A 19,769-nucleotide genomic window follows, 5' to 3' on the forward strand; every position below is an offset into this window, starting at 1 on the left:
GCCGGTCCCGGGGGCGGGGGCATTGTTCCAGGGGCGGGGCATCTCGTATGACTGTTTCGGTTGTGGCGGTGCCGGGAGGTGACGGGGGGTCATTCTTGATCCCCAACGACGTGTCGAGAAAGGCCCGCCGCCGTGAGCCAGCCGTTCGAACTGCCGTCCTTCTACGTGCCGCACCCGGCGCGCCTCAATCCCCATCTGGAGGAGGCACGGGCCCATTCCTCGGTCTGGGCCCGGGAGATGGGGATGCTGGAGGGGTCGGGGATCTGGGACCAGGCCGACCTGGACGCCCACGACTACGGGTTGCTCTGCGCGTACACCCACCCCGACGCCTCCGCCGAGGCGCTGTCGCTGGTGACCGACTGGTACGTGTGGGTGTTCTTCTTCGACGACCACTTCCTCGACATGTACAAGCGCACCAACGACCGCCGGGCCGGCAAGGCGCACCTCGACCGGCTGCCGCTGTTCATGCCCGCCGATCCGGCCGCGCCGGTGCCCGAGCCGGAGAACCCGGTCGAGGCCGGGCTGGCCGACCTGTGGCGGCGCACCGTGCCGGTGATGGGCGAGGACTGGCGGGTCCGGTTCGCGGAGAGCACCCGCAACCTGCTGAACGAGTCGCTGTGGGAGCTCGCCAACATCGACGCGGGCCGGATCGCCAATCCCGTCGAGTACATCGAGATGCGCCGCAAGGTCGGCGGCGCGCCGTGGTCCGCGCAGCTGGTGGAGTACGCGGCCGGGGCCGAGGTGCCCGCGGAGGTGTCGGGCTCGCGGGCGCTGCGGGTGCTGATGGACGCCTTCTCCGACGCCGTGCACCTGCGCAACGACATCTTCTCCTACCAGCGCGAGGTCGAGGACGAGGGTGAACTGAGCAACGGGATCCTGGTGTTGGAGCGCTTCCTGGAGTGCTCGACCCAGGACGCCGCCGAGGCGGTGAACGACCTGCTCACCTCACGGCTGCAGCAGTTCGAGAACACTGTGTTCACCGAACTGCCGGTGCTGTTCGAGGAGGCCGGGCTGGACCCGGCGGGCCGGGCCCGGGTGCTGGCGTACGTCAAGGGGCTGCAGGACTGGCAGTCCGGCGGGCACGAGTGGCACATGCGGTCGAGCCGGTACATGAACGGCGGTGGTGCCGCGGCGACTTCGGCCGGTGGGGCGGGTTCGGCCGGCGGGGTGCCGCCGGGCAGCGGGGGCGGGCTGCCGGGGCTGCCGGGGCTGCCGGGGTTGCCGGGGCTTCCCGGGGCCGGCAACTGGTGGGACCAGTACGCGATCGGCGGGATCGGGACCTCGGCCCTGGACATCCTGCGGAAGGGGGCGGTCGGCGGCGCACCGGCGGGCGGTGGGTTGCCGTCCGGCACCGGGCCGACGGCGGCACCGGCCGTGCGGCGGGCGCGGTCGCACGCGCACCGGCCGTACCGGGCCGTCGGGCCGTCCCGACTTCCGGAGTTCGAGCTGCCGTTCGGTCTCACCCTGAGCCCGCACCTGGACGGTGCGCGGGAGCGGGTGATCGAGTGGGCCGAGCGGGTCGGGCTGCTGGACGCGGCCGTCCCCGGCGTCCCCGGCTCGGGCATCTGGGACGCCGCGTCGATGCGCGACTACGACCTCGCGCTGTGCGCGGCCGGCCTCCAGCCGGACGCCACCGTCGACGAACTCGACGTCGCCTCGGCCTGGTTGGCCTGGGGCACCTGGGCCGACGACTACTACCCGGTGGTCTACGGCCGCACCCGCGACCTGGCCGGGGCGAAGGCCGCCACCGCCCGGCTGCCGCTGTTCATGCCGGTGGACGGCACCCCCGCGCCCGAGCCCGCCAACGTGCTGGAGCGCTCCCTCGCCGACATCTGGGAGCGCACCGCCGCCCCGATGACCGTCGAGGCCCGGGGCCGGCTGCGGGATTCCGTCGAGGTGATGACGGCGAGCTGGATCTGGGAGCTCGCCAACCAGATCCAGAACCGGATCCCGGACCCGGTGGACTACCTGGAGATGCGCCGCACCACCTTCGGCTCCGAGCTCACCACCCTGCTCGCCCGGCTCGGCCACGGCCGGACCGTGCCGGAGGAGGTCTACCGGCACGGCTCGATGCGGGCGCTGGAGAACTCCGCGATGGACTACGGCGCCATGGTCAACGACCTGTTCTCGTACCAGAAGGAGATCGAGTACGAGGGCGAGCTGCACAACATCGTGCTGGTGGTGCAGAACTTCTTCGACTGCGACTACCCCTCGGCGGTCCGGATCGTCGACGACCTGATGCACTCGCGGCTGGAGCAGTTCCAGCACGTCGCGCAGAAGGAACTCCCGGTGATGTACGAGGACTTCGGGCTGTCGGCGAAGGCCCGGGGGCTGCTCGACGGGTACGTGCGGGAGCTGGAGAACTGGCTGGCCGGCGTGCTGAACTGGCACCGGGAGTGCCGCCGGTACCGGACCGAGGACCTGGAGCGGCACTTCGGCGCGGAGCGGGACCTCGCGGGCGCGGTCCGGGACCGGGCGGGGACTGCCCCGGCGGGCGCGAACCCGGCGGGCGCTCCGGCGGCCTCGACCCCGGCAGCCGCGCCGGCGCCTCGGCCCGGCGTGGGTGCGGCCGCGGGGCCGCTCGGCCCGACCGGTCTGGGCACTGCCTCGCTGCGCCCCCCGTTCGGCGCGGCGGCCCCGGCGAACTGACCTGACCCTCCCGGACGGAGCCCTCCTGGACGGAGCCCTCCCGGACGGAGCCCTCCTGGACGGAGCCCTCCCGGACGGAGCCCTCCTGGACGGAGGCGCACCTGGACGGAGGCGCACCCGCGCGGCCAGCCCGCGCGGGTGCGCCGCGTCGTGGCTAGGCTGGCGAGTCGGGGGCCGTGCGCGCCTTCCGGCGCGCGCCCGCACCGTCGTACACGAGGGCTGAGAGATGGCAGTGCTACCTGAGGGCACACCCTGCTGGGCCGACGCGATGTTCACCGACCTGGAGGGCGCCAAGGCCTTCTACGGGGACGTCCTCGGCTGGACCTTCGGCGAGAGCTCGTCGGAGTACGGCAACTACACCCAGGCCTATTCGGACGGCAAGGCGGTGGCCGCGATCGTGCCGCCGATGCCCGGCCAGCAGGCGCAGTCCGCCTGGTGCCTGTACCTCGCCTCGCCGGACGCCGCCGCCACCGCCGAGCGGATCCGCACCAACGGCGGCGAGGTGGTGATGGGGCCGATGCAGGTCGGCGACTTCGGCACCATGGTGATCGCCAAGGACCCGGGCGGGGTCGTGTTCGGGGTCTGGCAGGGCGGCACCCACGAGGGCTTCGAGAAGCAGGACGCGCCCGGCGCGTACGCCTGGGCCGAGCTCGTCACCCGCGAGCCCGGGAAGGCCGACGCCTTCTTCCCGGCCGTCTTCCCGTACGGCGTGCGGAAGATGGACTCCGAGCAGTTCGACTACCGGATGTTCCTGGTCGGCGGCCGGCCGGTGCTGGGCCGGATGGGCGCGGAGGGCGACTTCCTGCCGCCCGAGGCGCCCTCGTACGTGAGCGTCTACTTCGCCGTGGACGACACCGACGCCGCGATCGGACGGCTGACGGCGCGCGGCGGCAAGGTGTACTTCGGCCCGATGGACAGCCCGTTCGGGCGGTTCGCGGCGGTCGGCGACCAGCAGGGTGCGGCCTTCGGGCTGATCGACCTGGGCCGCACGGTGGGGGACCAACCGCCGACGGTGGACGTCTGATGGGCGAGCGCGAGGACCTCGTCGAGACCCTGGACAAGCACCGCGGCCTGCTGCGACGCACCGTCCGGGACCTCACCGACGAGGAGGCGGCGCGGCGCACCACCGCCAGTGAGCTGTGCCTGGGCGGCCTGATCAAGCACGTGGCGGCGGTGGAGGCGCGCTGGGCGCGGTTCATCACCGGGGGAGCGGAGGCGATGCGCGGCGGGGACGGCGGCTCCGGTGGGCACGGCGGCTCCGGTGCCGGCGGCGTCGACGAGTGGGCGGCGCAGTTCCGGATGGCCGAGGGCGAGACCCTGGCCGGGCTGCTCGCCGGGTACGAGGCGGTGGCGCGCGGCACGGACGAGCTGGTCCGGAGCCTGCCCGACCTCGACCACGGCCACCCGCTGCCGTCGGCGCCCTGGTTCGAGCCGGGGGCGAGCTGGTCGGCCCGACGGGTGCTGCTGCACCTGATCGCGGAGACCGCGCAGCACGCCGGGCACGCGGACATCATCCGGGAGGCGCTGGACGGGGCGAAGTCGATGGGCTGAGCGGGTGACCCCCACACCTCGGCTCACACCTCGGCTCACACCTCGGCTCACACCTCGGCTCACACCTCGACGCCGAGCAGCTCGCGCAGCGCCCGGCCGCCGTCCGGGGTGACCCGCAGGGCCCGGCCGGAGCCGATCCGCTCGACCCAGGCGCGGTCCAGCGCGGTGCGGCAGAGCGCCGCGCCGAGCGCGCCGCCCAGGTGGCTGCGGCGCTCCGTCCAGTCCAGGCAGCTGCGCACCACCGGGCGCCCGCCCGGGCGGCCGGCCCGGGCCGGCAGGTCGATCCGCTGGGCGGCCAGCCAGGCGTGGCCGCGCTCGGTGACGGCGAGCCCGGCGCGGTCGCTGACCAGGCCGCGGTCGATCAGGGCCTCGGCGACGGCCACGCCGAGGCGCCCGGCCAGGTGGTCGTAGCAGGTGCGGGCGCGGGCCTCGGCGCTCTGCCGGGTGGCCTCGCGCAGGGTCCTGGGCGCCGGTCCGGCCCGGCGGGCGGGCTCGCCGGGACTCCCGTCGGCCGTACCCCCGGCGGGCTCCGGGCCGGTCTCGGCGAAGACGGTGAGGTCCTCGATCAGGGTCGCGACGGCGGGCGAGGCCAACCGGACGTACCGGTGCCGCCCCTGGCGTTCCTCGCTCAGCAGGCCGCCCGCGATCAGCCGGGACAGGTGCTCGCTGGCCGTGGACGGCGCGACCCCGGCCGCCCGGGCCAGCTCGCCCGCCGTCCAGGCGCGGCCGTCCAGCAGGGTGGAGCAGAAGGCGGCGCGGGTGGGGTCGGCGAGCAGCGCGGCGAGGGCGGCGAGCGGGGAGCCGCAGTGGTCCACCGGCGTGCGTTCGTGGTCGGGCATGCCTCCATGGTCGGCCCGGCACGGTTCGGCCGGGGCCGAAACGACTCGGGGCCACGATGACGGCATGAACGAAGTGATCTTCGCCCGCTACGAGGACGTGACCGCGGCCCTGGCCGACCCGGCGCTGGTCCCGCCGCCCGCGACGCCCGGCCGGTACGGCACGGTGGCCTGGCTGCGGTCCACCGTCGCCCGGTTCAGCGCGGGCGAGCCGCACGCCCGCCGCCGGGCGCTCGTCCTCGCCGACCTGGCCCGGCTGGACCCGGGCCGGCTGCGGATCCTGGCGGCGGGCGGCTACGAACCGGACGTACGGCTGCGGGTGGTGCGGGTGCTGGCGACGGCGCTGGGGCTGGCCGGGCCGGAGGCCGTCGCGCGGGACGTGAAGGCGGTCGCCCGGGCGTACTTCGACCCGGCGCCGGACGGCTCGGCGCCATCCGGCTCGGTGGCGGAGGCGGACGCGGCGGTGGCCCGGCTGCTGCCCGCGATGGGCGACGCCGACGCGGAGACGGCGGCGAACCGGATCGGCCTGCTGGTGCAGGCCTGCGATGCCACCGCGGCCCTGGTCGAGCACGCCCGGCGCGGCGGCGGGGTACCGGACCTGGCGGCGGTGCTGCGGGAGGACCCGCCGGTCCGGGCGATGCGCCGGTTCGCCGCCCGGGCGACCGTGGTCGGCGGGGTCGCCGTGCCGGCCGGCGCGCGGGTGCTGCTCGACCTGGACGCCGCCCGGGAGCCCGGGCGGGAACCGCTGGCCTTCGGCGCCGAGCCCCGGCTCTGCCCGGGCCGCGCGCACGCCCTGGTGATCGCCGAGGGCATCCTGTTCGGCGCCTCCGACCCGGCGGACGGCTCGGGCCCGCCGGCCGGGGAGCAGCCCGGCCCGGCCGAACCGGCCGAGCTGATCCCGGCGGCGGTCCGGCACGTGCTCGCCCTGGCGGACACCTGGACGGCCTGGGACGGCCGACCGGTGGTCAACGCCGACGGCCGGACGTACACCCCGCACAAGGTGGTGCGCCGGGTCGCCGACCACCTGCTCGACCACCTGGCCGAGGTGGAGGCCCGGCTGGCCGGCGAACCGACCGCGCCCGACCACTGGCACGCCTCCCCGGTCACCACCCCGGCCGACCTGGCGCCGTTCACCGCCGCCGACCTGGACGAGGCCCGCAGCCGGCTCACCCGGCTCGGCGCGATCTGGGCCCACCGGGTCGCCGCGCTGCCGGAGCGGCAGCTCGACGACTCGCCGGGGACGGGCTGGAGCATCCGGCAGATCGTCCGTCACCTCGCCGAGGCCGCCGCCTACTACGCGGACTCGCTGGGCCCCGTCGGCCCGGTCGGAGCCGCTCCGGCCGCACCCGCCACCACGACCGAGGAGCAGACCCGATGACCACCCCCGACCCGATGACCACCCCTACCCCGATGACCACCCCCGCCCCGCCGACCGCCTTCGCGGCCCTGCACCACCGCCCCGGCCGCCCGCTGCTGCTCCCGAACGCCTGGGACCACGCCTCCGCCGCCGCCCTGGGCCGCCGCCGGCCACCCCGCGATCGGCACCACCAGCCTGGGAGTGGCGGCCGCCGCCGGACTGCCCGACGGCGCGGCCGCCACCCGCGCGGAGACCGTCCGGCTGGCCCGCCGGCTGGGCCGCGACGACTACCTGCTGAGCGTCGACGTGGAGTCCGGATTCAGTGACGACCCGGCCGAAGTGGCCGCGCTGGCCGTGGAGTTGGCGGGCTTCGGGGCGGTCGGCATCAACCTGGAGGACGGCCGGCCGGACGGCACCCTGGCGCCGGTCGAGCTCCACGCGGCCAAGGTCGCCGCGGTGAAGGCCGCCGTGCCGGAGCTGTTCGTGAACGCCCGCACCGACACCTACTGGTGCGGGCACGACGAGCCGGAGCCGGAGACCGTACGACGGTTGGACGCGTACCGACGGGCGGGCGCGGACGGCGTGTTCGTGCCCGGGCTGAGCGAGCCGGCGGCGATCGCCGAGCTGGTCGGAGGGCTGTCCGTCCCGCTCAACGTCCTCTGGACGCCGACCGGTCCGAGCCTCGCCGAGCTGGCCGGGCTCGGGGTGGCCCGGGTCAGCACGGGCGGGCTGCTGTACCGCGCGGCGCTGGCGGCGGCGGTGGCGACGGCCGCCGCGGTGGCCTCGGGCGGGCCGGTCGGTCCGCTGCCCGGCTACGCCGAGGTCCAGGCGCTGAGCGGGAGTTGACGACCTGCCGACGGGGTGCGGCGGTCCGGGCTCAGGCCCTGGACCGCCGCGCCTCGACGCCGTCCAGGAGAATGTTGAGGCCGCGCAGGAAGCTGCTGTCCCGGCCCGCGTCGATCTCGTCCGGTACCTGGGTGGTGTACAGCCGGTGCAGTCGCGGGTGCGAGCGGGTGGCCTCGACGACGGCGGGCAGCAGCCGGTCCATGAACTCCTGCTCGCCCTGTCCGCTCCTGGTCAGCGCGCTCAGCCAGGCGGCCTCCACGGTGGCGGTGCCGATGGTGTAGCCCATGACGACGCCCATCACGTCGTTGGCCTCGCCGAGTTCGAAGCCGGCCGTCTCCATCAGGCCCAGCAGCGCCTCGGAGAGCCGCATCCAGTTGGGGCCGAGGTAGACCATCCCGACGTCGCCGATCATCGAGACCATCCACGGGTGGCGGACCACGGCCGCGCGCAGGCCCTCGGTGCACTCGACGATGGCGGCGCGCCAGACCGCCGGGTCCTCGGCGCCGGTGGCCCGGGGCAGCGGGAGTTCGCCGAAGACCTGGTCGACGACCAGGGCGAGCAGTTCCTCCTTGTTGGCGACGTGGGTGTAGAGGGAGGTCGCGCCGGCGTTGAGCCGGGCGCCGAGCTTGCGCATGCTCAGCGCCTCGATGCCGTCGGAGTCCAGCAGGGCGAAGGCCTCGGCGACGATCTGCTCGCGGCTGAGGGCCGGCTGGGTGCGCCGCTTCTGCGGGCGGTTCCACGGCGAGGCGAGGCCGGGCTGCGCTTCGGTCCGGTGCTCCGGCGCGGTGTCCTCCGACTTGGCCGTCATCAGGCCCTCCATTCCACGTGCCCCCTGGTCGGGTGCGGTCCGTCCAGCATAGGCCCCGGCGCCGAACACCGTACGGTCCTGCGAACGCTGTGCGGCGGGCGCACACCGTACGGCCTTGCGCACAGTGTTCGGCCTCCGTACAGTGTTCGGCGTAGCGCACACCGTTCGGTCGGGGACGGCGGACGGTGTGCGCCACGGGGACTTCCGCGCGGCTGCCGCCGACGCGAGGACGTGCGCAGGGCTGCGGCCGACGCGCCGAACCGAAGGGGGAACGCGGTGGATCGTCACCCGCGTCGCTGGCTCATCCTGGTCGTGCTCTGCCTCAGCAGCCTGGTGCTGGTGATCGACAACATGGTGCTCACGGTGTCCATCCCGCCGATCGCGGAGGACCTCGGGGCCGGGGCGCAGGACATCCAGTGGATCATCGATTCGTACATCCTGGTCTTCGCCGGCCTGCTGCTGACCTCGGGCAGCCTGTCCGACCGGTTCGGGCGACGAAAAGTGATGATCATCGGACTGGTGCTGTTCGGCGCCGCCTCCCTGGTCGCCTCCGTCGCCTCCAGCCCCGGTGAACTGATCGCCGGCCGGGTGCTGATGGGCGTCGGCGGGGCCCTCGTGATGCCGAGCACGCTCTCCATCCTGATCACCGTCTTCGACGACGCGGAGCGGCCCAAGGCGATCGCCGCCTGGACCGCGGTGGCCATGGTCGGCCTGGTCGGCGGCCCGGTGCTGGGCGGCGTGCTGATCGCCCACTTCTGGTGGGGCGCGGTGTTCCTGCTCAACGTGCCGGTGGCGGCGGTGGCCGTCGTCGCGGCGATCGTCCTGATGCCCGAGTCCAAGGGCCCCTGGCGCAGGACCGACCTGCCCGGCATGGTGCTCTCGATGGTCGGCATGACCGCGCTGGTCTGGTCGATCATCGTCCTCCCGAAGGACGGCTTCGCCCACGTCAACACCCTCGGCCCGCTGGCCGTCGCGATCGCCGCACTGGTCGGCTTCGGCATCCGCCAGGTCCGCACCGATTCGCCGATGGTCCCGCTCAAGCTGTTCCGCAACCGGGTCTTCACCGGCGCCAGCTTCTCCCTCGTCCTGCTCACCTTCGCCACCGGCGGCCTGATGCTGGTGCTCACCCAGTACCTGCAGTTCGTGCTGGAGTTCTCGCCCACCGACACCGGCCTGGCCTTCATCCCGCTGGCCGTCGCCTCGCTCGCCTTCAACGTGATCGGCGCCGCGATCGGCAAGAAGGTCCCCGCGCGGGTGGTGACCTCGATCGGCATGGTGGTCATCGCGGGCGGCTTCGGCCTGCTGGCCACCCTCTCGGTCGGCGACGGCTTCCCCAAGGTCGCCCTCGCCATGCTGGTCCTCGGCGTCGGCTCCGGCCTCGGCATGCCGGCCGCCGCCAACGCGCTGATGGGGGCCATCCCCGGTGAGCACGCCGGCGTCGGCTCCGCGCTCAACGACACCATCCAGCAGTCCGGAGCCGCCCTGGGCGTGGCCGTCCTCGGCACCGTGCTCTCCAGCACCTACACCGGCGCCATGCCCGCCGACGCCCCCGCCGCGGCCCGGCACGGCATCACCGACGCCCTCGCCCTCTCCGCCGGCAGCGGCGACGGCGCCCTGGCCCGGGTCGCCCGGGAGGCCTTCAACACCGCCACCTCCACCACCTTCACGGTCGGCGGGATCGCGGCCCTGGTCGCGGCGGCGCTCACCCTGGTGCTGATGCGGGGCGGGCCGGCGGGCGGGGCGGGGCCGGCGGCCGGGGAGGGCACCGAGGCCGAGGTGGCGGTCGCCGAGGTGGCGGCCTGACCGTACGCCCTTGGGCTCAGGTGCCCCGAAGGCAGCCCGAAGGCCTCGACCGGTTCGCCGGTCGGGGCCTTCGGGCGCTCCGGAACGCGGTGCCCGTGCGGCGCGCGTAGCCTTCGAACATGCCCACCGACTACGCGGAACGCGCGTCCAGGCTGCCCGGGGCGGTGCTGTGGACGAAGGGCCCGAGCGTGGGCGCCGACGGCGGTGGCCTGGTGCTGCCGGACGGCTGCATGGACCTGCTCTGGACCGAGGGCCGGCTGCTGGCCGCCGGACCGGACACCCGGGCGTTCCGGCCCGGCCCCGAGCTGCCCGGCCCGTGGGCCGGCGTCCGCTTCCGGCCCGGCACCGGGCCCCTGCTGCTCGGCGTACCGGCCTCCGAACTACGCGACCGCCGCGTCGGGTTGGCGGACCTGCTGCCCGGCGCCGAGGTGCGCCGACTGACCGGGCGGATCGCCGCCGCCCCCGACCCGGCCGCCGCCCTGGAGGAGCTGGCGCTGCACCTGGCCGCCGCGGCCCGGCCCGAGGACCCGCTGGTACGGGCGGTGGCCGGCGCGCTCGCGGCCGGGCGCAGCGTCGCGGCGACCGCCGAGGCGGTCGGGCTCGGCGCCCGGCAACTGCACCGCCGCTCACTGGCCGCTTTCGGCTACGGTCCCAAGACACTGGCCCGGATCCTGCGGCTGCAGCGCGCCCTGCGGTTGGCCCGCGCCGGCGTCCCGCTCGCCGACACTGCGGCCCGGACGGGCTATGCCGACCAGGCTCACCTGTCGCGCGACGTAAGGGAGTTGGCGGGCGTCCGGGTGACGGACCTGCTGCCGGGCGGGCCGTAGCCCGGATCCCCGGACGGGCGCGTCGGAGCGGGCCTGGGACGGACCCCGGACGGGCCTCGGAGCGGGCCCTGCCGTCAGCCCTGGAGCGGCGCGAGCAGGTCGACCCCGTTGCCGTCCGGGTCGCGCAGCGAGGCGTAGCGCTGGCCCCAGAAGGCGTCCCAGGGCTTGAGTTCGCCCTGGTACCCGGCCTCGGTCAGCTCCTGGTACACCGCGTCCACGTGCGCCGGGCTCTGGCAGCGGAAGGCCAGGGCGGCCCGGGCGCCGCCGGTCGGCGGCTGCCAGTCCGGGTGGAAGGAGCGGATGGTCGATTCGGCGTCCAGGACCAGGAGCAGCCCACCGGGCAGCTCGGCCTCGACGTGCGGCTCCTGCTCGGAGCCCTCGGGGAAGACCAGTCCCAGCCGCCGGTAGAAGGCGACGGAGGCGGCCATGTCGGAGACGGCCAGGCCGATGAAGGCGAACCGTGGTGCGGATGTGCTGTCCATGGCTCCGACGGTAGGCGGCCCGCGGGGGCGGGGTCTTGAAGGAATCGGACGTCCCCGCCCGCTACCCTCCGGTCATGTCGAACAGCACCTCCGACCTGGACGAACCGATCCACGTCGTCCCGTACGACCCGGCCTGGGCCGGTCTCGGCCGGGCCCTGGCGGAGCGGCTCGCGGCCGGGCTGCGCGGGCTTCCGGGGGCGGTCGGGCTTCCGGGGGCGGTCGGGGTCGAGCACATCGGCTCGACCTCGGTGCCCGGCCTGGCCGCCAAGCCGGTGCTCGACGTACAGGTCGGCTGCGCGCCCGGGGACGTCGACACGGTGGTCGCGCACGTCCGCGCCCTCGGCTTCGAGGACCTCGGCGAGTCCGGCGTACCCGGTCGGCGCTACCTGCGGCGGCGGGCGGAGCAGCCGGCCAACGTCCACGTGGTGGCGCTGGGCGGCGGGCTGTGGACCGACAACCTGCTGCTCCGCGACCACCTGCGGGCCCACCCGGAGGCGGCCGCCCGCTACGCCAGGGCCAAGCGGGAGGCGGCCGCGGCCACCGGGCGGCTGCTCGCGTACTCGGCGCACAAGGCGGCGACGGTGACGGAACTCCTGGCCGAGGCACGGGAGACGGGGGCCTGATCGGCCCGCCGTCGGCCGCTCCTTGTACTGTCGATCACACTGTCGATCTTGGGAACAGTGACACCAGTACGGGGGAATGACGCATGTTCAGGACCGATCCGGAGACGCCCGACGCCTACCGCACCCCGGTCGAGGAGGTCTTCATCCGCAACCACCTCGGCCGGCGACCGGAGCTCGACGCCGACAGCTGGTCGCTCACCGTCGAAGGCCTGGTGGAACGGCCCCTGCGGCTGGACTTCCGGGCCCTCCGGGGGCTGCCGCAGACCAGGTTCACCGCCGTCCACGAGTGCTTCGGCAATCCGCTGCACCCGACCGTGCCGACCAGGGCCGTGACCAACCTGGACTGGGAGGGCGTCCCGCTCGCCGAGGTGCTGGCGCTGGCCGGCCCGCTCCCGCAGGCCCGGCACGTCTGGCTGGAGGGCGCCGACCGGGGCGACTTCGCGGGGGAGAGCGACGTGAGCTTCCTCAAGGACCTCCCGCTGGAGCAGGCCCGCACCGAGGTGGTCCTCGCGCACCGGATGAACGGCGAACCGCTGGCCCCCGACCACGGGCACCCGGTGCGTGCGGTGGCGCCGCGGATGTTCGGCACCAACTCGGTCAAGTGGCTGACCAGGATCGTGCTGGCCGCCGAACGTGCCGAGCACCTCTTCACCACCCGCCTGTACACCCGGGTCCTGCCGGGGGAGAGCGAGGTCCGGCCGGTCCGCGAGAAGGACGTCTGCAGCAAGCTGCTCAGCCTCAAGGACGGCTCCACCGTCCCCGCCGGGGTCCGTGAACTGGCGGGCTACGCCTGGAGTTCCACCGAGGTGACGGCCGTCGAGGTCGCGGTGGACGACGCCGACTGGCAGCCCGCCGAGCTGGACGGGCGCGGCCCGGACCCGAGTTGGCAGCGGTTCCGGCTCCGGCACGACCTCGCCCCGGGGGCGCACCGGATCCGCTGCCGGGCCACCGACTCCGCGGGGCGGGTGCAGCCGCTCGCCGGTGACCGGAACGCCGTCCACGAGATAGCCGTCGTGGCGGTGTGACGCCTGCCCGCCTCTCCGAGGCTCTGCGGTGACACCCGTCCGCGGCTCTGCCGTGACACCCGTCGGTCGCTCCGCTGTGACACCCGTCGGCCGGATTCAGCGGCTGGCGGGGCTGGCGGTGATCGCCGGGCGGACCTTGGTCAGCATCAGCTGGAGGAACCGGTCGGGGTGGCGGAAGCTCGCGAAGTGGCTGGCGTCGTCGATCAGCGCGAAGTCCTTGACCGGCGCGGTCACGTCGTCGAAGAAGCGGCGGGCCGGCGCGGGCGGGGTGAGGACGTCGTCGGCGCCCTGGAAGACGAAGAACGGGATGCGGAAGTCGGTGCCCTCGGCCCGCTCGTCGAAGGTCGCGGCCTCCAGCTGGAGCTGCTCGGAGAACTCCATGGCCTTCAGGTAGGACCGCAGCCCGCGCAGGGTGTGCAGCGGTGAGAACCAGAGCGAGCGCATCACCACGGTCTTCATGGTGTCGTAGGAGAGCGGGTCGCTGGTGAGGACCAGCTTGTTGTACTCGGCGACGTCCTTGGCGGTCCACCGGGTGCGGTCCGCGCCCATGGCCAGGGCGGTGGCCAGCTCCTTCTCCTTCTTCCGGCCCGCCGCGCGCAGCCGGGCGACGAGGGCGTCGTAGGCGGTGCGCTCCCGGCCGCCGTCGATGATGTTCTGGTCGGTGCCGACGTAACCGGAGTACAGCTCCGGGTGGTTGCGGGCCAGCCGCAGGCCGAGGACGGTGCCGAAGGAGTTGGCGACCAGCAGCAGCCGGTCGACCCCGAGCCGGGTGCGCAGGTGCTCGGTGACCTCCAGGGCGTCGCGGTACAGCTGCGGGTAGCTGAGCTCGCCCTGCCCCTCCGGGCCGCCGGCGGCGAAGGTGAAGCCGGCGCCGCGCATGTCCCAGCGGACGATCGTGAAGTGCTTCTCCCAGCTGTGGGTGCGGGGGAGGAAGACCAGGTTGGAGGCGCCGGGGCCGCCGAGGATCTCCAGGATCACCGGGTTGCGGCGGTCCTCGCCGCGGACGGAGACCCACTGGTCGATGCCGCCGATCCGGACGAAGCCGGACTCCTCGATGCCGTTCGGCGCGGTGATCCGCAGCTCCTTCGCGAACGCCGCGCGCTTGAGCTGCCGGTAGCCCAGCAGTCCGGCGACGGGAGTGGCGAGGGCGGCGGTGGTGACGGTGGCGATGGTGGCAAGCATGGTGTATCCCCCAAACTGTTTACTGCGTCAGCAGATGTGTTTAAGGTATATACAGTTCTGGGTGCTGTCAACGGGCGCCGCACGGGCGCCGCGCACGGACATGGCACGGACGTCGCACGGGCGCCGCACCGACATGGCACGGACATCGCACTGGATTCGAGGAGGAGACCGGGATGGCCAAGGAGAAGGCACGCGATCTGCGTGCGGGCGTCGCACTGCTGTGGGGCGAGCAGGAGCAGCCCACCCGCGGGCCCAAGCCCAGCCTGACCCCCCAGCGCATCGCCGCCGCCGCCGTGGTGATCGCCGACGCCGAGGGGCTGGACGCGGTCTCGATGAGCAAGGTCGGTGCCGAGTTCGGCGTCTCGGCCATGGCGCTCTACCGCTACGTGCCCGGCAAGGCCGAACTGGTCGAGCTGATGGTCGAGTCCGTGCTCGCCGGGGCCCCCGACCTGTCAGCCGCCGGCGACGGCTGGCGGGAGCGCATCACCGAGTGGGCCCGCCGCTCCGCCGCGATCCACCGCGCCCACCCGTGGCTGCTGGCCGCCACCGCCATGCGCCGCCAGCTGATGGGCCCCCACCAGCTCGGCTGGCTCGACGCGGCCCTCGCCGCCCTGGAGCCCTCCGGCTTGAGCGCCGCCGAGCAGCACCGGGTCTTCGTCCTGGTCGCCGGCCTGGTCCGCACCCTCGTCCAGCAGGACCTCGACTTCGACGAGCAGCACAGCCGGGAGTGGAGCCGCCTCACCAACGAACTCCTGGCGCGCCACGCCGACCGCTTCCCCACCCTCACCCGGGCCATCGCCGCCGGCGCCTTCGCCCCCGACCCCGTCGACCCCCTGGAGTTCGGCCTCGCCCGCATCCTCGACGGCGTCCAACTCCTCCTCGACCGCCCCACCGCCCCCGCCCCGCCGGCCTGACCCCGGCCCGCCTGGCCCCACCCCGCCCCCGGCCCGGACCGCCGCAGCAGCGATCCGGACCGGGGGCGGTCGCGGTCGGACGCTACTTCGCCAGCAGGATCGCGTACTCGCGGATCAGTGCGGCGGTGCCGTCCTCGATCCGGGCGAAGACGAACACCTCGTCGAGCGAGCTGAACGACCCGAGCTCCCGGCGTGCCGCCACGATGCTCTCGGCCAGGGCGGGTTCGATCGAGCAGGCCGCGGCGATCGCACCGGCCGGCGCGTGGTTGAGGTCGATGAGGCCGCCGTCGTCGTACTCGCGCGACAGGTCGGGGCGTCCGATGTGCAGGTCGCGGGCCAGCACCGGGTCGTTCTGGGCGAGGGACCGCGCCTCGTCGCGGCGGGCGCGGGCGGCGAGCCGGGCGGCGACCACGGGATCGGCCGCTGCGGGGTGGGGCGGCCGGTCCGCTCCGGCGGCCGGGCCGAAGACCTCCCGGCGGAGCGGGACCAACTGGTAGCAGGCGGTCACGATCACGGCGATCGCGAAGAGCACGGTGATGCCGCTCAGCACGTTGCCGACCGCGCCGACCGCGTTCCCCTTCGGGTCCTTCGGCGTCAGTGAGGAGAGCACCCCGAAGACGACCGCGGCGCCCGCGTAGCACCCGGCGCGGACCAGCAGGTCCTTGCGCTGCAGCCGGGCCGCCGCGTGGGCGAACGGGACGGCGCTGAACATCCCGGCCGACAGCAGGACGACGAGGAAGTACCAGAAGCCGGGCCGCCGTTGCCGGCCCGTCGGGGCGGGCGCCTCCCCGGTCGGCTGCGGGGTGCTGCTGCTGGTGGCGGTGTGGCGGAAACCGGTCCCGGGGACGGAGAGCGTGGTCTGGACCCGGCCGTCGGTCCGCCTGGTCACCCGGGCGCCCTTCGTCCCGGCGGAGTAGCTCAGGCCCGACTTGGAGGCCGTGACGCGGAACGGGCCCGCCTTGAAGCTCTTGCGGGAGGAGAAACCCATGCGGATGGCGCCCTTCGATGGTTCGTCGAGGGCGCCAGCCTTCCAGAGCGGATCCGTGTCGTGACGGACCGTTGTCGACTTGTGATGGTCATGTGACGGCCCCGGGCCCGGGCGGGGACGACCGACTCCGGGCCTGCGCACACGTGCGATCCCGTACCGGTCTACCGTCGTCCGACGCGCGCTACCGGTCGGCGGGGGCGTCGCCCGTGCGGAGGGTGAGGACGGTGATCTCGCTCGGGGCGAAGATCCGGAAGGGCGGGCCCCAGAAACCGGTGCCGCGGCTGGTGTAGAGCCTGGTCCGCTGCCCGTGCAGGCTCAGGCCGTGCACCACGGGCTGGTCGATCCGGACGAGGAAGTTGAACGGCCAGATCTGGCCGCCGTGGGTGTGTCCGGAGACCTGCAGGTCGATGCCGGCGGCCGCGGCCTGCGGGACGTACTTGGGCTGGTGGGCGACGAGCAGGACGGGCAGGTCCGGGTCCGCCCCCGCGAGGGCGCCGGCCAGGTCGGTACGGTGCCCGGCCAGGCCGGAGGACTCCGCGGTGACGTCGTCCACGCCGGCCAGCACCAGGGTGTCCCCGCCGCGCTCCACCAGCACGTGGCGGTTGTGCAGGGGTTCCCAGCCGAGGTCCGCCATGCGGTCCAGCCAGCCCTGGGCCTCCCCGCCGTACTCGTGGTTGCCCGTGACGTAGACCTTGGCCAGCCGGGCCCGGACGGTGCCGAGCGGCGCGGACTGCTCGCGGCGCTGGGCGGGGGTGCCGTCGGCGATGTCCCCGGCGTGGACGACCACGTCCGGGTCGAGCGCGTTGACCGCCTCGGTCACCCGCGCCGACCAGTCCGCCCGGTCGATCGGCCCGTAGTGGGTGTCGGCCAGCACCACGACCCTGGTCCCGTCCAGCCCGCCGCCGAGCCGCGGCAGGTGGACGTCCAGCCGCTTCACCCGGGGCACCCGCATCGCCTCGTGGTGCCCCCAGGCCAGCAGCCCGGCCGAGACCGCGGCCACCGCCACGGCCACCGCCCTGGCCCGGTCGGCGCCGCCGACGTCGAGCCCGCCCAGCACGAGGTTCACCAGGCCGCCCAGCACCGACCAGGTGAACAGGACCCACATCACCCCGAGGCTGGTGTCCCCGAGGCGCGCCGCCCGGTCGTTCCGCCGCGATCCGTGGCCCGCGACCATCAGGAACGGGAACGACACCAGCCAGACGGCGAACACCGCCGTGCCCGCCACGACCACCGGCAGCGGCCAGCCGGCCCCGGACCCGAGGAGCGTCCACCAGGGCGGCAGGCACAGCACCAGCAGGACGAACACCAGAACGGCCACCCGCCGAACCACCGACCGCCGCCGCCCCGGCCCCGCCGCCTCCGCCCCACCCGCAGGCCGTGCGGCAGCCGCGACCGCCCCGCCCTCCGCCCCGACCCCTGCTCCCGACCCGCCGGATCCGCTGTCAGCCACTGCGTCGCCCCTCACGTCTGGACCCCCTGCCCTCCCCATCATCCGCCACCCGCCACCCCACGAGCCCCGGCCGGTTCAGCCCCCCGAGGCCCCGCACCTTCCGGGCGCTGCCTACGAGGCCGCCAAGACCCTCGGCGGTGAGCCGGTTCACGAAGTGCCGGCACGCCGAGGCGAGAAGACGGCGCGGTTCCGGCGCAGCGAGGAGGGCCGGCAGAGGATGTCCGATCGCGGCCTGCCGAGGCGACGGGCCGCAGGAACGACGAAGGCCCGGGCCGCTGAGCGGTCCGGGCCTTCGTGAAGGCGGAGGATACGAGATTCGAACTCGTGAGGGGTTGCCCCCAACACGCTTTCCAATTCTCCCGAACGCCGTCCGCCGGGGTTCACACCCGTCCTGACCTGCGCCGGAGTGAACCACTGGGCGGCGGCTGAACCCGGCTGGACGGGGGTGAATGAGACCAAAACTGAGACCAGCTGGCTCCGCTCACCAGGCCCGACAGCCCCTGCTCACCACGCCTCCGGTCAGCTGGCTCCTGCCTCTACGCGCCATGAGGCGAGCCCGCTCCTAACTGATCGTTTCAGAATGTTGGTGGTGCTCGTGGAGCCGAGCAGGTGAATCTTGCTGCTCAAGCGGGTGATGGCCGTGCTCACGCATGCATCCAATCCGCGCTGTTCGTGGACGACATGAGCCCTTGGGGTGCACGGCCGACAGGGCCCTCCTGGCATCAGGTCCAGGGTCCTGCAGCCGTCCCGGCACTTTCGCCCGGTGTGATCAGCTTTCACCGGATTCGGGCAACAAGCCCGAAGCACCGAAGGAGAACCGATGCGCCCCGCCCTCCCGACCAAGCGCACCCTCGCCCTCGTCCTGGCCGCCACGGCCGTCGGCACGGCCGTCGCGATCAGCGCGCCGGCCATGGCGACCGACACCCCGCAGAAGAGCAACAACCGCTCCACCCGGGCTGCCCAGGTGCCGGACTTCACGGCCGACTACACCGGCTCCGAAGCCCTCTCCGGGCTTCCGGTGCTCGGCGTCCCCTACGGCAGCCGCGCCAAGCTCAACGACCTCGGCGGCAACCAGTTCGGCACCGCCTACGGCAACTGCGTCAAGGACGAGATCGGCTCGACCCAGGACCAGGTGCTCTGCAGCACTGTGCTCAAGTTCAACGACGGCGCACAGATCGCCCTCACCAGCGTGCGGCCCATCGCCCACCCGGGCGCGGAGGCCCAGTCCTTCGACGCGATCGTCACCGGTGGCACCCTCAAGTACGAGGGCATCACCGGCAGTGCCCGCTTCACCCCCCAAGGCGCCAGCGTCTACGACGTCAGCTTCAGCTGACCCGCCCAGCGACTGCGGTGGCCCCGACCCCTGGGATGTCCGGGCCACCGCTCGCCGGAGCCCTGCGAAGCCGTCGCAGGCAGATGATGACGCAGGCGAGTTCAAGCAAGCCCTGATGGAGGTCAGCTCGACGTTCGTATCGGATGCGCAGGCGCTTGAACTGGTGGAGCCAGGCGCAAGTCCGCTCTACCACCCAGCGGGTTCGCCCCAAGCCAGAGCCGTGGGCGACGCCACGGCGGGCGATGAGCGGCTTGATGCCGCGCTTCCACAGCCGGCGGCGGTACTTGTCGTAGTCGTAGCCACGGTCGGCGAACAGGCGTCTGGGGCGGCTGCGCGGGCGCCCGCGCAGCCCCCGGATTGCTGGGATTGCGTCCAGCAGGGGGAACAACTGCGTGACGTCGTGTCGGTTTCCACCGGTCAGCGAGACGGCCAGGGGTGTGCCGTAGCGGTCGACGATCAGATGGTGCTTGGACCCGGGACGGCCACGGTCGACCGGTGAGGGCCCGCCGTGAGCCCCTCCCCGGAGGGCCCTGATATGAGAACCGTCGATCGCCGCATCGTCCATGTCCAGACGGTCGGTCGCCCGCAACTCCGCGAGTAGCGCCTCGTGAAGGCGGGGCCAGACGCCGGCCTCGGTCCAGTCCCGCAACCGGCGCCAGCTGGTCACCCCGGAGCAACCTACGACCTGTGCCGGGACATCGCGCCAAGCCACTCCTTTGCGCAGCACGTAGACGATTCCCACCAGCGCAACCCGATCCGGGACCGGCAGCCGCCCGGCATGACGACGGCGCCGGACAGGTCGAGGCGGGAGCAGCGGCGCAACGCGCTCCCAAAGGTCGTCAGGAACAAGATCAGTGGGCATCCACAGACCCTGCCAGGCGCGAGCCGATGCGCAGGCGCATTCTGAAACGATCAGTAAGCACGGGGACTGTCCGGATCGGGGGCGGGCAGTGGCCAGTTGGGATGGGCGAGGTGGCGGCGCAGGGCGTCGAGGCGGGCGAGGTGGTGGTCGAGGGCGGCGTTGACGGTGCTCGTGGTGGCGGCCACTCGTGCTTCGAGGTCGTGGATCCGGTCCAGGAGGTCCTGCCAGCGCCT

Annotated in this window: 19 protein-coding genes; 11 read left to right on the forward strand and 8 right to left on the reverse strand. The window is 74.0% G+C overall.

Annotated elements, in window-relative coordinates:
* The first annotated feature begins 132 nt into the window (after positions 1-132).
* The 3 genes from ACFXOZ_RS18065 to ACFXOZ_RS18075 all read left to right on the forward strand — a co-directional run bounded on the left by ACFXOZ_RS18065 (position 133) and on the right by ACFXOZ_RS18075 (position 4,200).
* Positions 133-2,649: a germacradienol/geosmin synthase gene (locus ACFXOZ_RS18065; protein ID WP_380591368.1), complete on the forward strand. Its 2,517-nt coding sequence runs from the start codon at positions 133-135 to the stop codon at positions 2,647-2,649.
* A gap of 226 nt (positions 2,650-2,875) precedes the next feature.
* The gene (locus ACFXOZ_RS18070) at positions 2,876-3,673 is read left to right on the forward strand and encodes a VOC family protein (RefSeq protein WP_375882555.1); all 798 of its coding nucleotides are present in this window, start codon (positions 2,876-2,878) and stop codon (positions 3,671-3,673) included.
* Entirely contained in the window at positions 3,673-4,200 is a 528-nt protein-coding gene (locus ACFXOZ_RS18075) for a DinB family protein (protein ID WP_375882553.1), read from the forward strand. Before ACFXOZ_RS18070 ends, ACFXOZ_RS18075 begins: the two co-directional genes overlap by 1 nt.
* Before the next feature lie 59 nt (positions 4,201-4,259).
* On the opposite strand, the gene ACFXOZ_RS18080 is transcribed toward ACFXOZ_RS18075, so the two are convergent.
* Positions 4,260-5,039, reverse strand: coding sequence for an ArsR/SmtB family transcription factor (locus ACFXOZ_RS18080; protein WP_380591371.1), 780 nt, complete (start codon positions 5,037-5,039; stop codon positions 4,260-4,262).
* 64 nt (positions 5,040-5,103) lie between these two features.
* Between ACFXOZ_RS18080 and ACFXOZ_RS18085 the strand changes: the two genes are divergently transcribed.
* Together ACFXOZ_RS18085 and ACFXOZ_RS18090 are read left to right on the forward strand one after the other, a co-directional pair.
* A complete protein-coding gene (locus tag ACFXOZ_RS18085) occupies positions 5,104-6,414 on the forward strand; it encodes a hypothetical protein (RefSeq protein ID WP_380591374.1) in 1,311 nt (436 codons plus the stop codon).
* A gap of 180 nt (positions 6,415-6,594) precedes the next feature.
* Complete coding sequence (locus tag ACFXOZ_RS18090; RefSeq protein WP_380591377.1) at positions 6,595-7,239, forward strand: isocitrate lyase/phosphoenolpyruvate mutase family protein; 645 nt, start codon at positions 6,595-6,597, stop codon at positions 7,237-7,239.
* A 31-nt stretch (positions 7,240-7,270) separates the two neighbouring features.
* Here ACFXOZ_RS18090 and ACFXOZ_RS18095 read toward each other — a convergent pair whose 3' ends face one another.
* On the reverse strand, positions 7,271-8,047 hold the full coding sequence (locus ACFXOZ_RS18095; protein ID WP_375882543.1) for a TetR/AcrR family transcriptional regulator: 777 nt from the start codon (positions 8,045-8,047) through the stop codon (positions 7,271-7,273).
* A gap of 276 nt (positions 8,048-8,323) precedes the next feature.
* Between ACFXOZ_RS18095 and ACFXOZ_RS18100 the strand changes: the two genes are divergently transcribed.
* Positions 8,324-9,850 (forward strand): MFS transporter, encoded by a 1,527-nt coding sequence (locus ACFXOZ_RS18100; RefSeq protein ID WP_380523430.1) that lies wholly within the window; start codon positions 8,324-8,326, stop codon positions 9,848-9,850.
* Between the two features lie 119 nt (positions 9,851-9,969).
* Positions 9,970-10,677 carry a helix-turn-helix domain-containing protein gene (locus tag ACFXOZ_RS18105; protein ID WP_380523432.1) on the forward strand — a complete coding sequence of 236 codons (708 nt, stop codon included), beginning with the start codon at positions 9,970-9,972 and terminating at the stop codon, positions 10,675-10,677.
* 74 nt (positions 10,678-10,751) lie between these two features.
* Here the strand turns inward: ACFXOZ_RS18105 and ACFXOZ_RS18110 are convergent, their stop codons facing one another.
* A complete protein-coding gene (locus tag ACFXOZ_RS18110; protein WP_375882535.1) occupies positions 10,752-11,159 on the reverse strand; it encodes a VOC family protein in 408 nt (135 codons plus the stop codon).
* Positions 11,160-11,233: 74 nt separating this feature from the next.
* Between ACFXOZ_RS18110 and ACFXOZ_RS18115 the strand changes: the two genes are divergently transcribed.
* The gene (locus tag ACFXOZ_RS18115) at positions 11,234-11,782 is read left to right on the forward strand and encodes a GrpB family protein (RefSeq protein WP_380591380.1); all 549 of its coding nucleotides are present in this window, start codon (positions 11,234-11,236) and stop codon (positions 11,780-11,782) included.
* 83 nt (positions 11,783-11,865) lie between these two features.
* Positions 11,866-12,807: a molybdopterin-dependent oxidoreductase gene (locus ACFXOZ_RS18120; protein ID WP_380591383.1), complete on the forward strand. Its 942-nt coding sequence runs from the start codon at positions 11,866-11,868 to the stop codon at positions 12,805-12,807.
* A gap of 96 nt (positions 12,808-12,903) precedes the next feature.
* On the opposite strand, the gene ACFXOZ_RS18125 is transcribed toward ACFXOZ_RS18120, so the two are convergent.
* Complete coding sequence (locus ACFXOZ_RS18125) at positions 12,904-13,989, reverse strand: alpha/beta fold hydrolase (protein ID WP_380591385.1); 1,086 nt, start codon at positions 13,987-13,989, stop codon at positions 12,904-12,906.
* A gap of 173 nt (positions 13,990-14,162) precedes the next feature.
* On the opposite strand from ACFXOZ_RS18125, the gene ACFXOZ_RS18130 reads away from it, so the two are divergent.
* Positions 14,163-14,903 (forward strand): TetR/AcrR family transcriptional regulator, encoded by a 741-nt coding sequence (locus ACFXOZ_RS18130; protein ID WP_380591388.1) that lies wholly within the window; start codon positions 14,163-14,165, stop codon positions 14,901-14,903.
* An 82-nt stretch (positions 14,904-14,985) separates the two neighbouring features.
* Here ACFXOZ_RS18130 and ACFXOZ_RS18135 read toward each other — a convergent pair whose 3' ends face one another.
* Positions 14,986-15,891, reverse strand: coding sequence for a DUF4236 domain-containing protein (locus ACFXOZ_RS18135; RefSeq protein WP_380591391.1), 906 nt, complete (start codon positions 15,889-15,891; stop codon positions 14,986-14,988).
* A gap of 181 nt (positions 15,892-16,072) precedes the next feature.
* Positions 16,073-17,209 carry a metallophosphoesterase gene (locus ACFXOZ_RS18140; RefSeq protein ID WP_380591394.1) on the reverse strand — a complete coding sequence of 379 codons (1,137 nt, stop codon included), beginning with the start codon at positions 17,207-17,209 and terminating at the stop codon, positions 16,073-16,075.
* A gap of 952 nt (positions 17,210-18,161) precedes the next feature.
* On the opposite strand from ACFXOZ_RS18140, the gene ACFXOZ_RS18145 reads away from it, so the two are divergent.
* Positions 18,162-18,674 (forward strand): hypothetical protein, encoded by a 513-nt coding sequence (locus ACFXOZ_RS18145; RefSeq protein ID WP_380532334.1) that lies wholly within the window; start codon positions 18,162-18,164, stop codon positions 18,672-18,674.
* On the opposite strand, the gene ACFXOZ_RS18150 is transcribed toward ACFXOZ_RS18145, so the two are convergent.
* Positions 18,667-19,536 (reverse strand): IS5 family transposase, encoded by an 870-nt coding sequence (locus tag ACFXOZ_RS18150; RefSeq protein ID WP_380591397.1) that lies wholly within the window; start codon positions 19,534-19,536, stop codon positions 18,667-18,669. The genes ACFXOZ_RS18145 and ACFXOZ_RS18150 overlap by 8 nt on opposite strands.
* A 50-nt stretch (positions 19,537-19,586) precedes the next feature.
* The coding region (locus ACFXOZ_RS18155) for a hypothetical protein (RefSeq protein ID WP_380591400.1) at positions 19,587-19,769 on the reverse strand (183 nt) is incomplete at its 5' end.

Origin of the sequence: Kitasatospora sp. NPDC059160, from assembly GCF_042755465.1 — a bacterium.
Taxonomy (GTDB): Bacteria; Actinomycetota; Actinomycetes; order Streptomycetales; family Streptomycetaceae; genus Kitasatospora.

Bases quoted from the DNA above. Each gene is read 5' to 3' on its own strand.
- ACFXOZ_RS18070 (WP_375882555.1), top strand. From the start codon at position 2,876: ATGGCAGTGCTACCTGAGGGCACACCCTGCTGGGCCGACGCGATGTTC.
- ACFXOZ_RS18075 (WP_375882553.1), top strand. From the start codon at position 3,673: ATGGGCGAGCGCGAGGACCTCGTCGAGACCCTGGACAAGCACCGCGGC.
- ACFXOZ_RS18080 (WP_380591371.1), bottom strand. From the start codon at position 5,039: ATGCCCGACCACGAACGCACGCCGGTGGACCACTGCGGCTCCCCGCTC.
- ACFXOZ_RS18085 (WP_380591374.1), top strand. From the start codon at position 5,104: ATGAACGAAGTGATCTTCGCCCGCTACGAGGACGTGACCGCGGCCCTG.
- ACFXOZ_RS18095 (WP_375882543.1), bottom strand. From the start codon at position 8,047: ATGACGGCCAAGTCGGAGGACACCGCGCCGGAGCACCGGACCGAAGCG.
- ACFXOZ_RS18105 (WP_380523432.1), top strand. From the start codon at position 9,970: ATGCCCACCGACTACGCGGAACGCGCGTCCAGGCTGCCCGGGGCGGTG.
- ACFXOZ_RS18110 (WP_375882535.1), bottom strand. From the start codon at position 11,159: ATGGACAGCACATCCGCACCACGGTTCGCCTTCATCGGCCTGGCCGTC.
- ACFXOZ_RS18115 (WP_380591380.1), top strand. From the start codon at position 11,234: ATGTCGAACAGCACCTCCGACCTGGACGAACCGATCCACGTCGTCCCG.
- ACFXOZ_RS18120 (WP_380591383.1), top strand. From the start codon at position 11,866: ATGTTCAGGACCGATCCGGAGACGCCCGACGCCTACCGCACCCCGGTC.
- ACFXOZ_RS18125 (WP_380591385.1), bottom strand. From the start codon at position 13,989: ATGCTTGCCACCATCGCCACCGTCACCACCGCCGCCCTCGCCACTCCC.
- ACFXOZ_RS18130 (WP_380591388.1), top strand. From the start codon at position 14,163: ATGGCCAAGGAGAAGGCACGCGATCTGCGTGCGGGCGTCGCACTGCTG.
- ACFXOZ_RS18135 (WP_380591391.1), bottom strand. From the start codon at position 15,891: ATGGGTTTCTCCTCCCGCAAGAGCTTCAAGGCGGGCCCGTTCCGCGTC.
- ACFXOZ_RS18145 (WP_380532334.1), top strand. From the start codon at position 18,162: ATGCGCCCCGCCCTCCCGACCAAGCGCACCCTCGCCCTCGTCCTGGCC.
- ACFXOZ_RS18150 (WP_380591397.1), bottom strand. From the start codon at position 19,536: ATGCCCACTGATCTTGTTCCTGACGACCTTTGGGAGCGCGTTGCGCCG.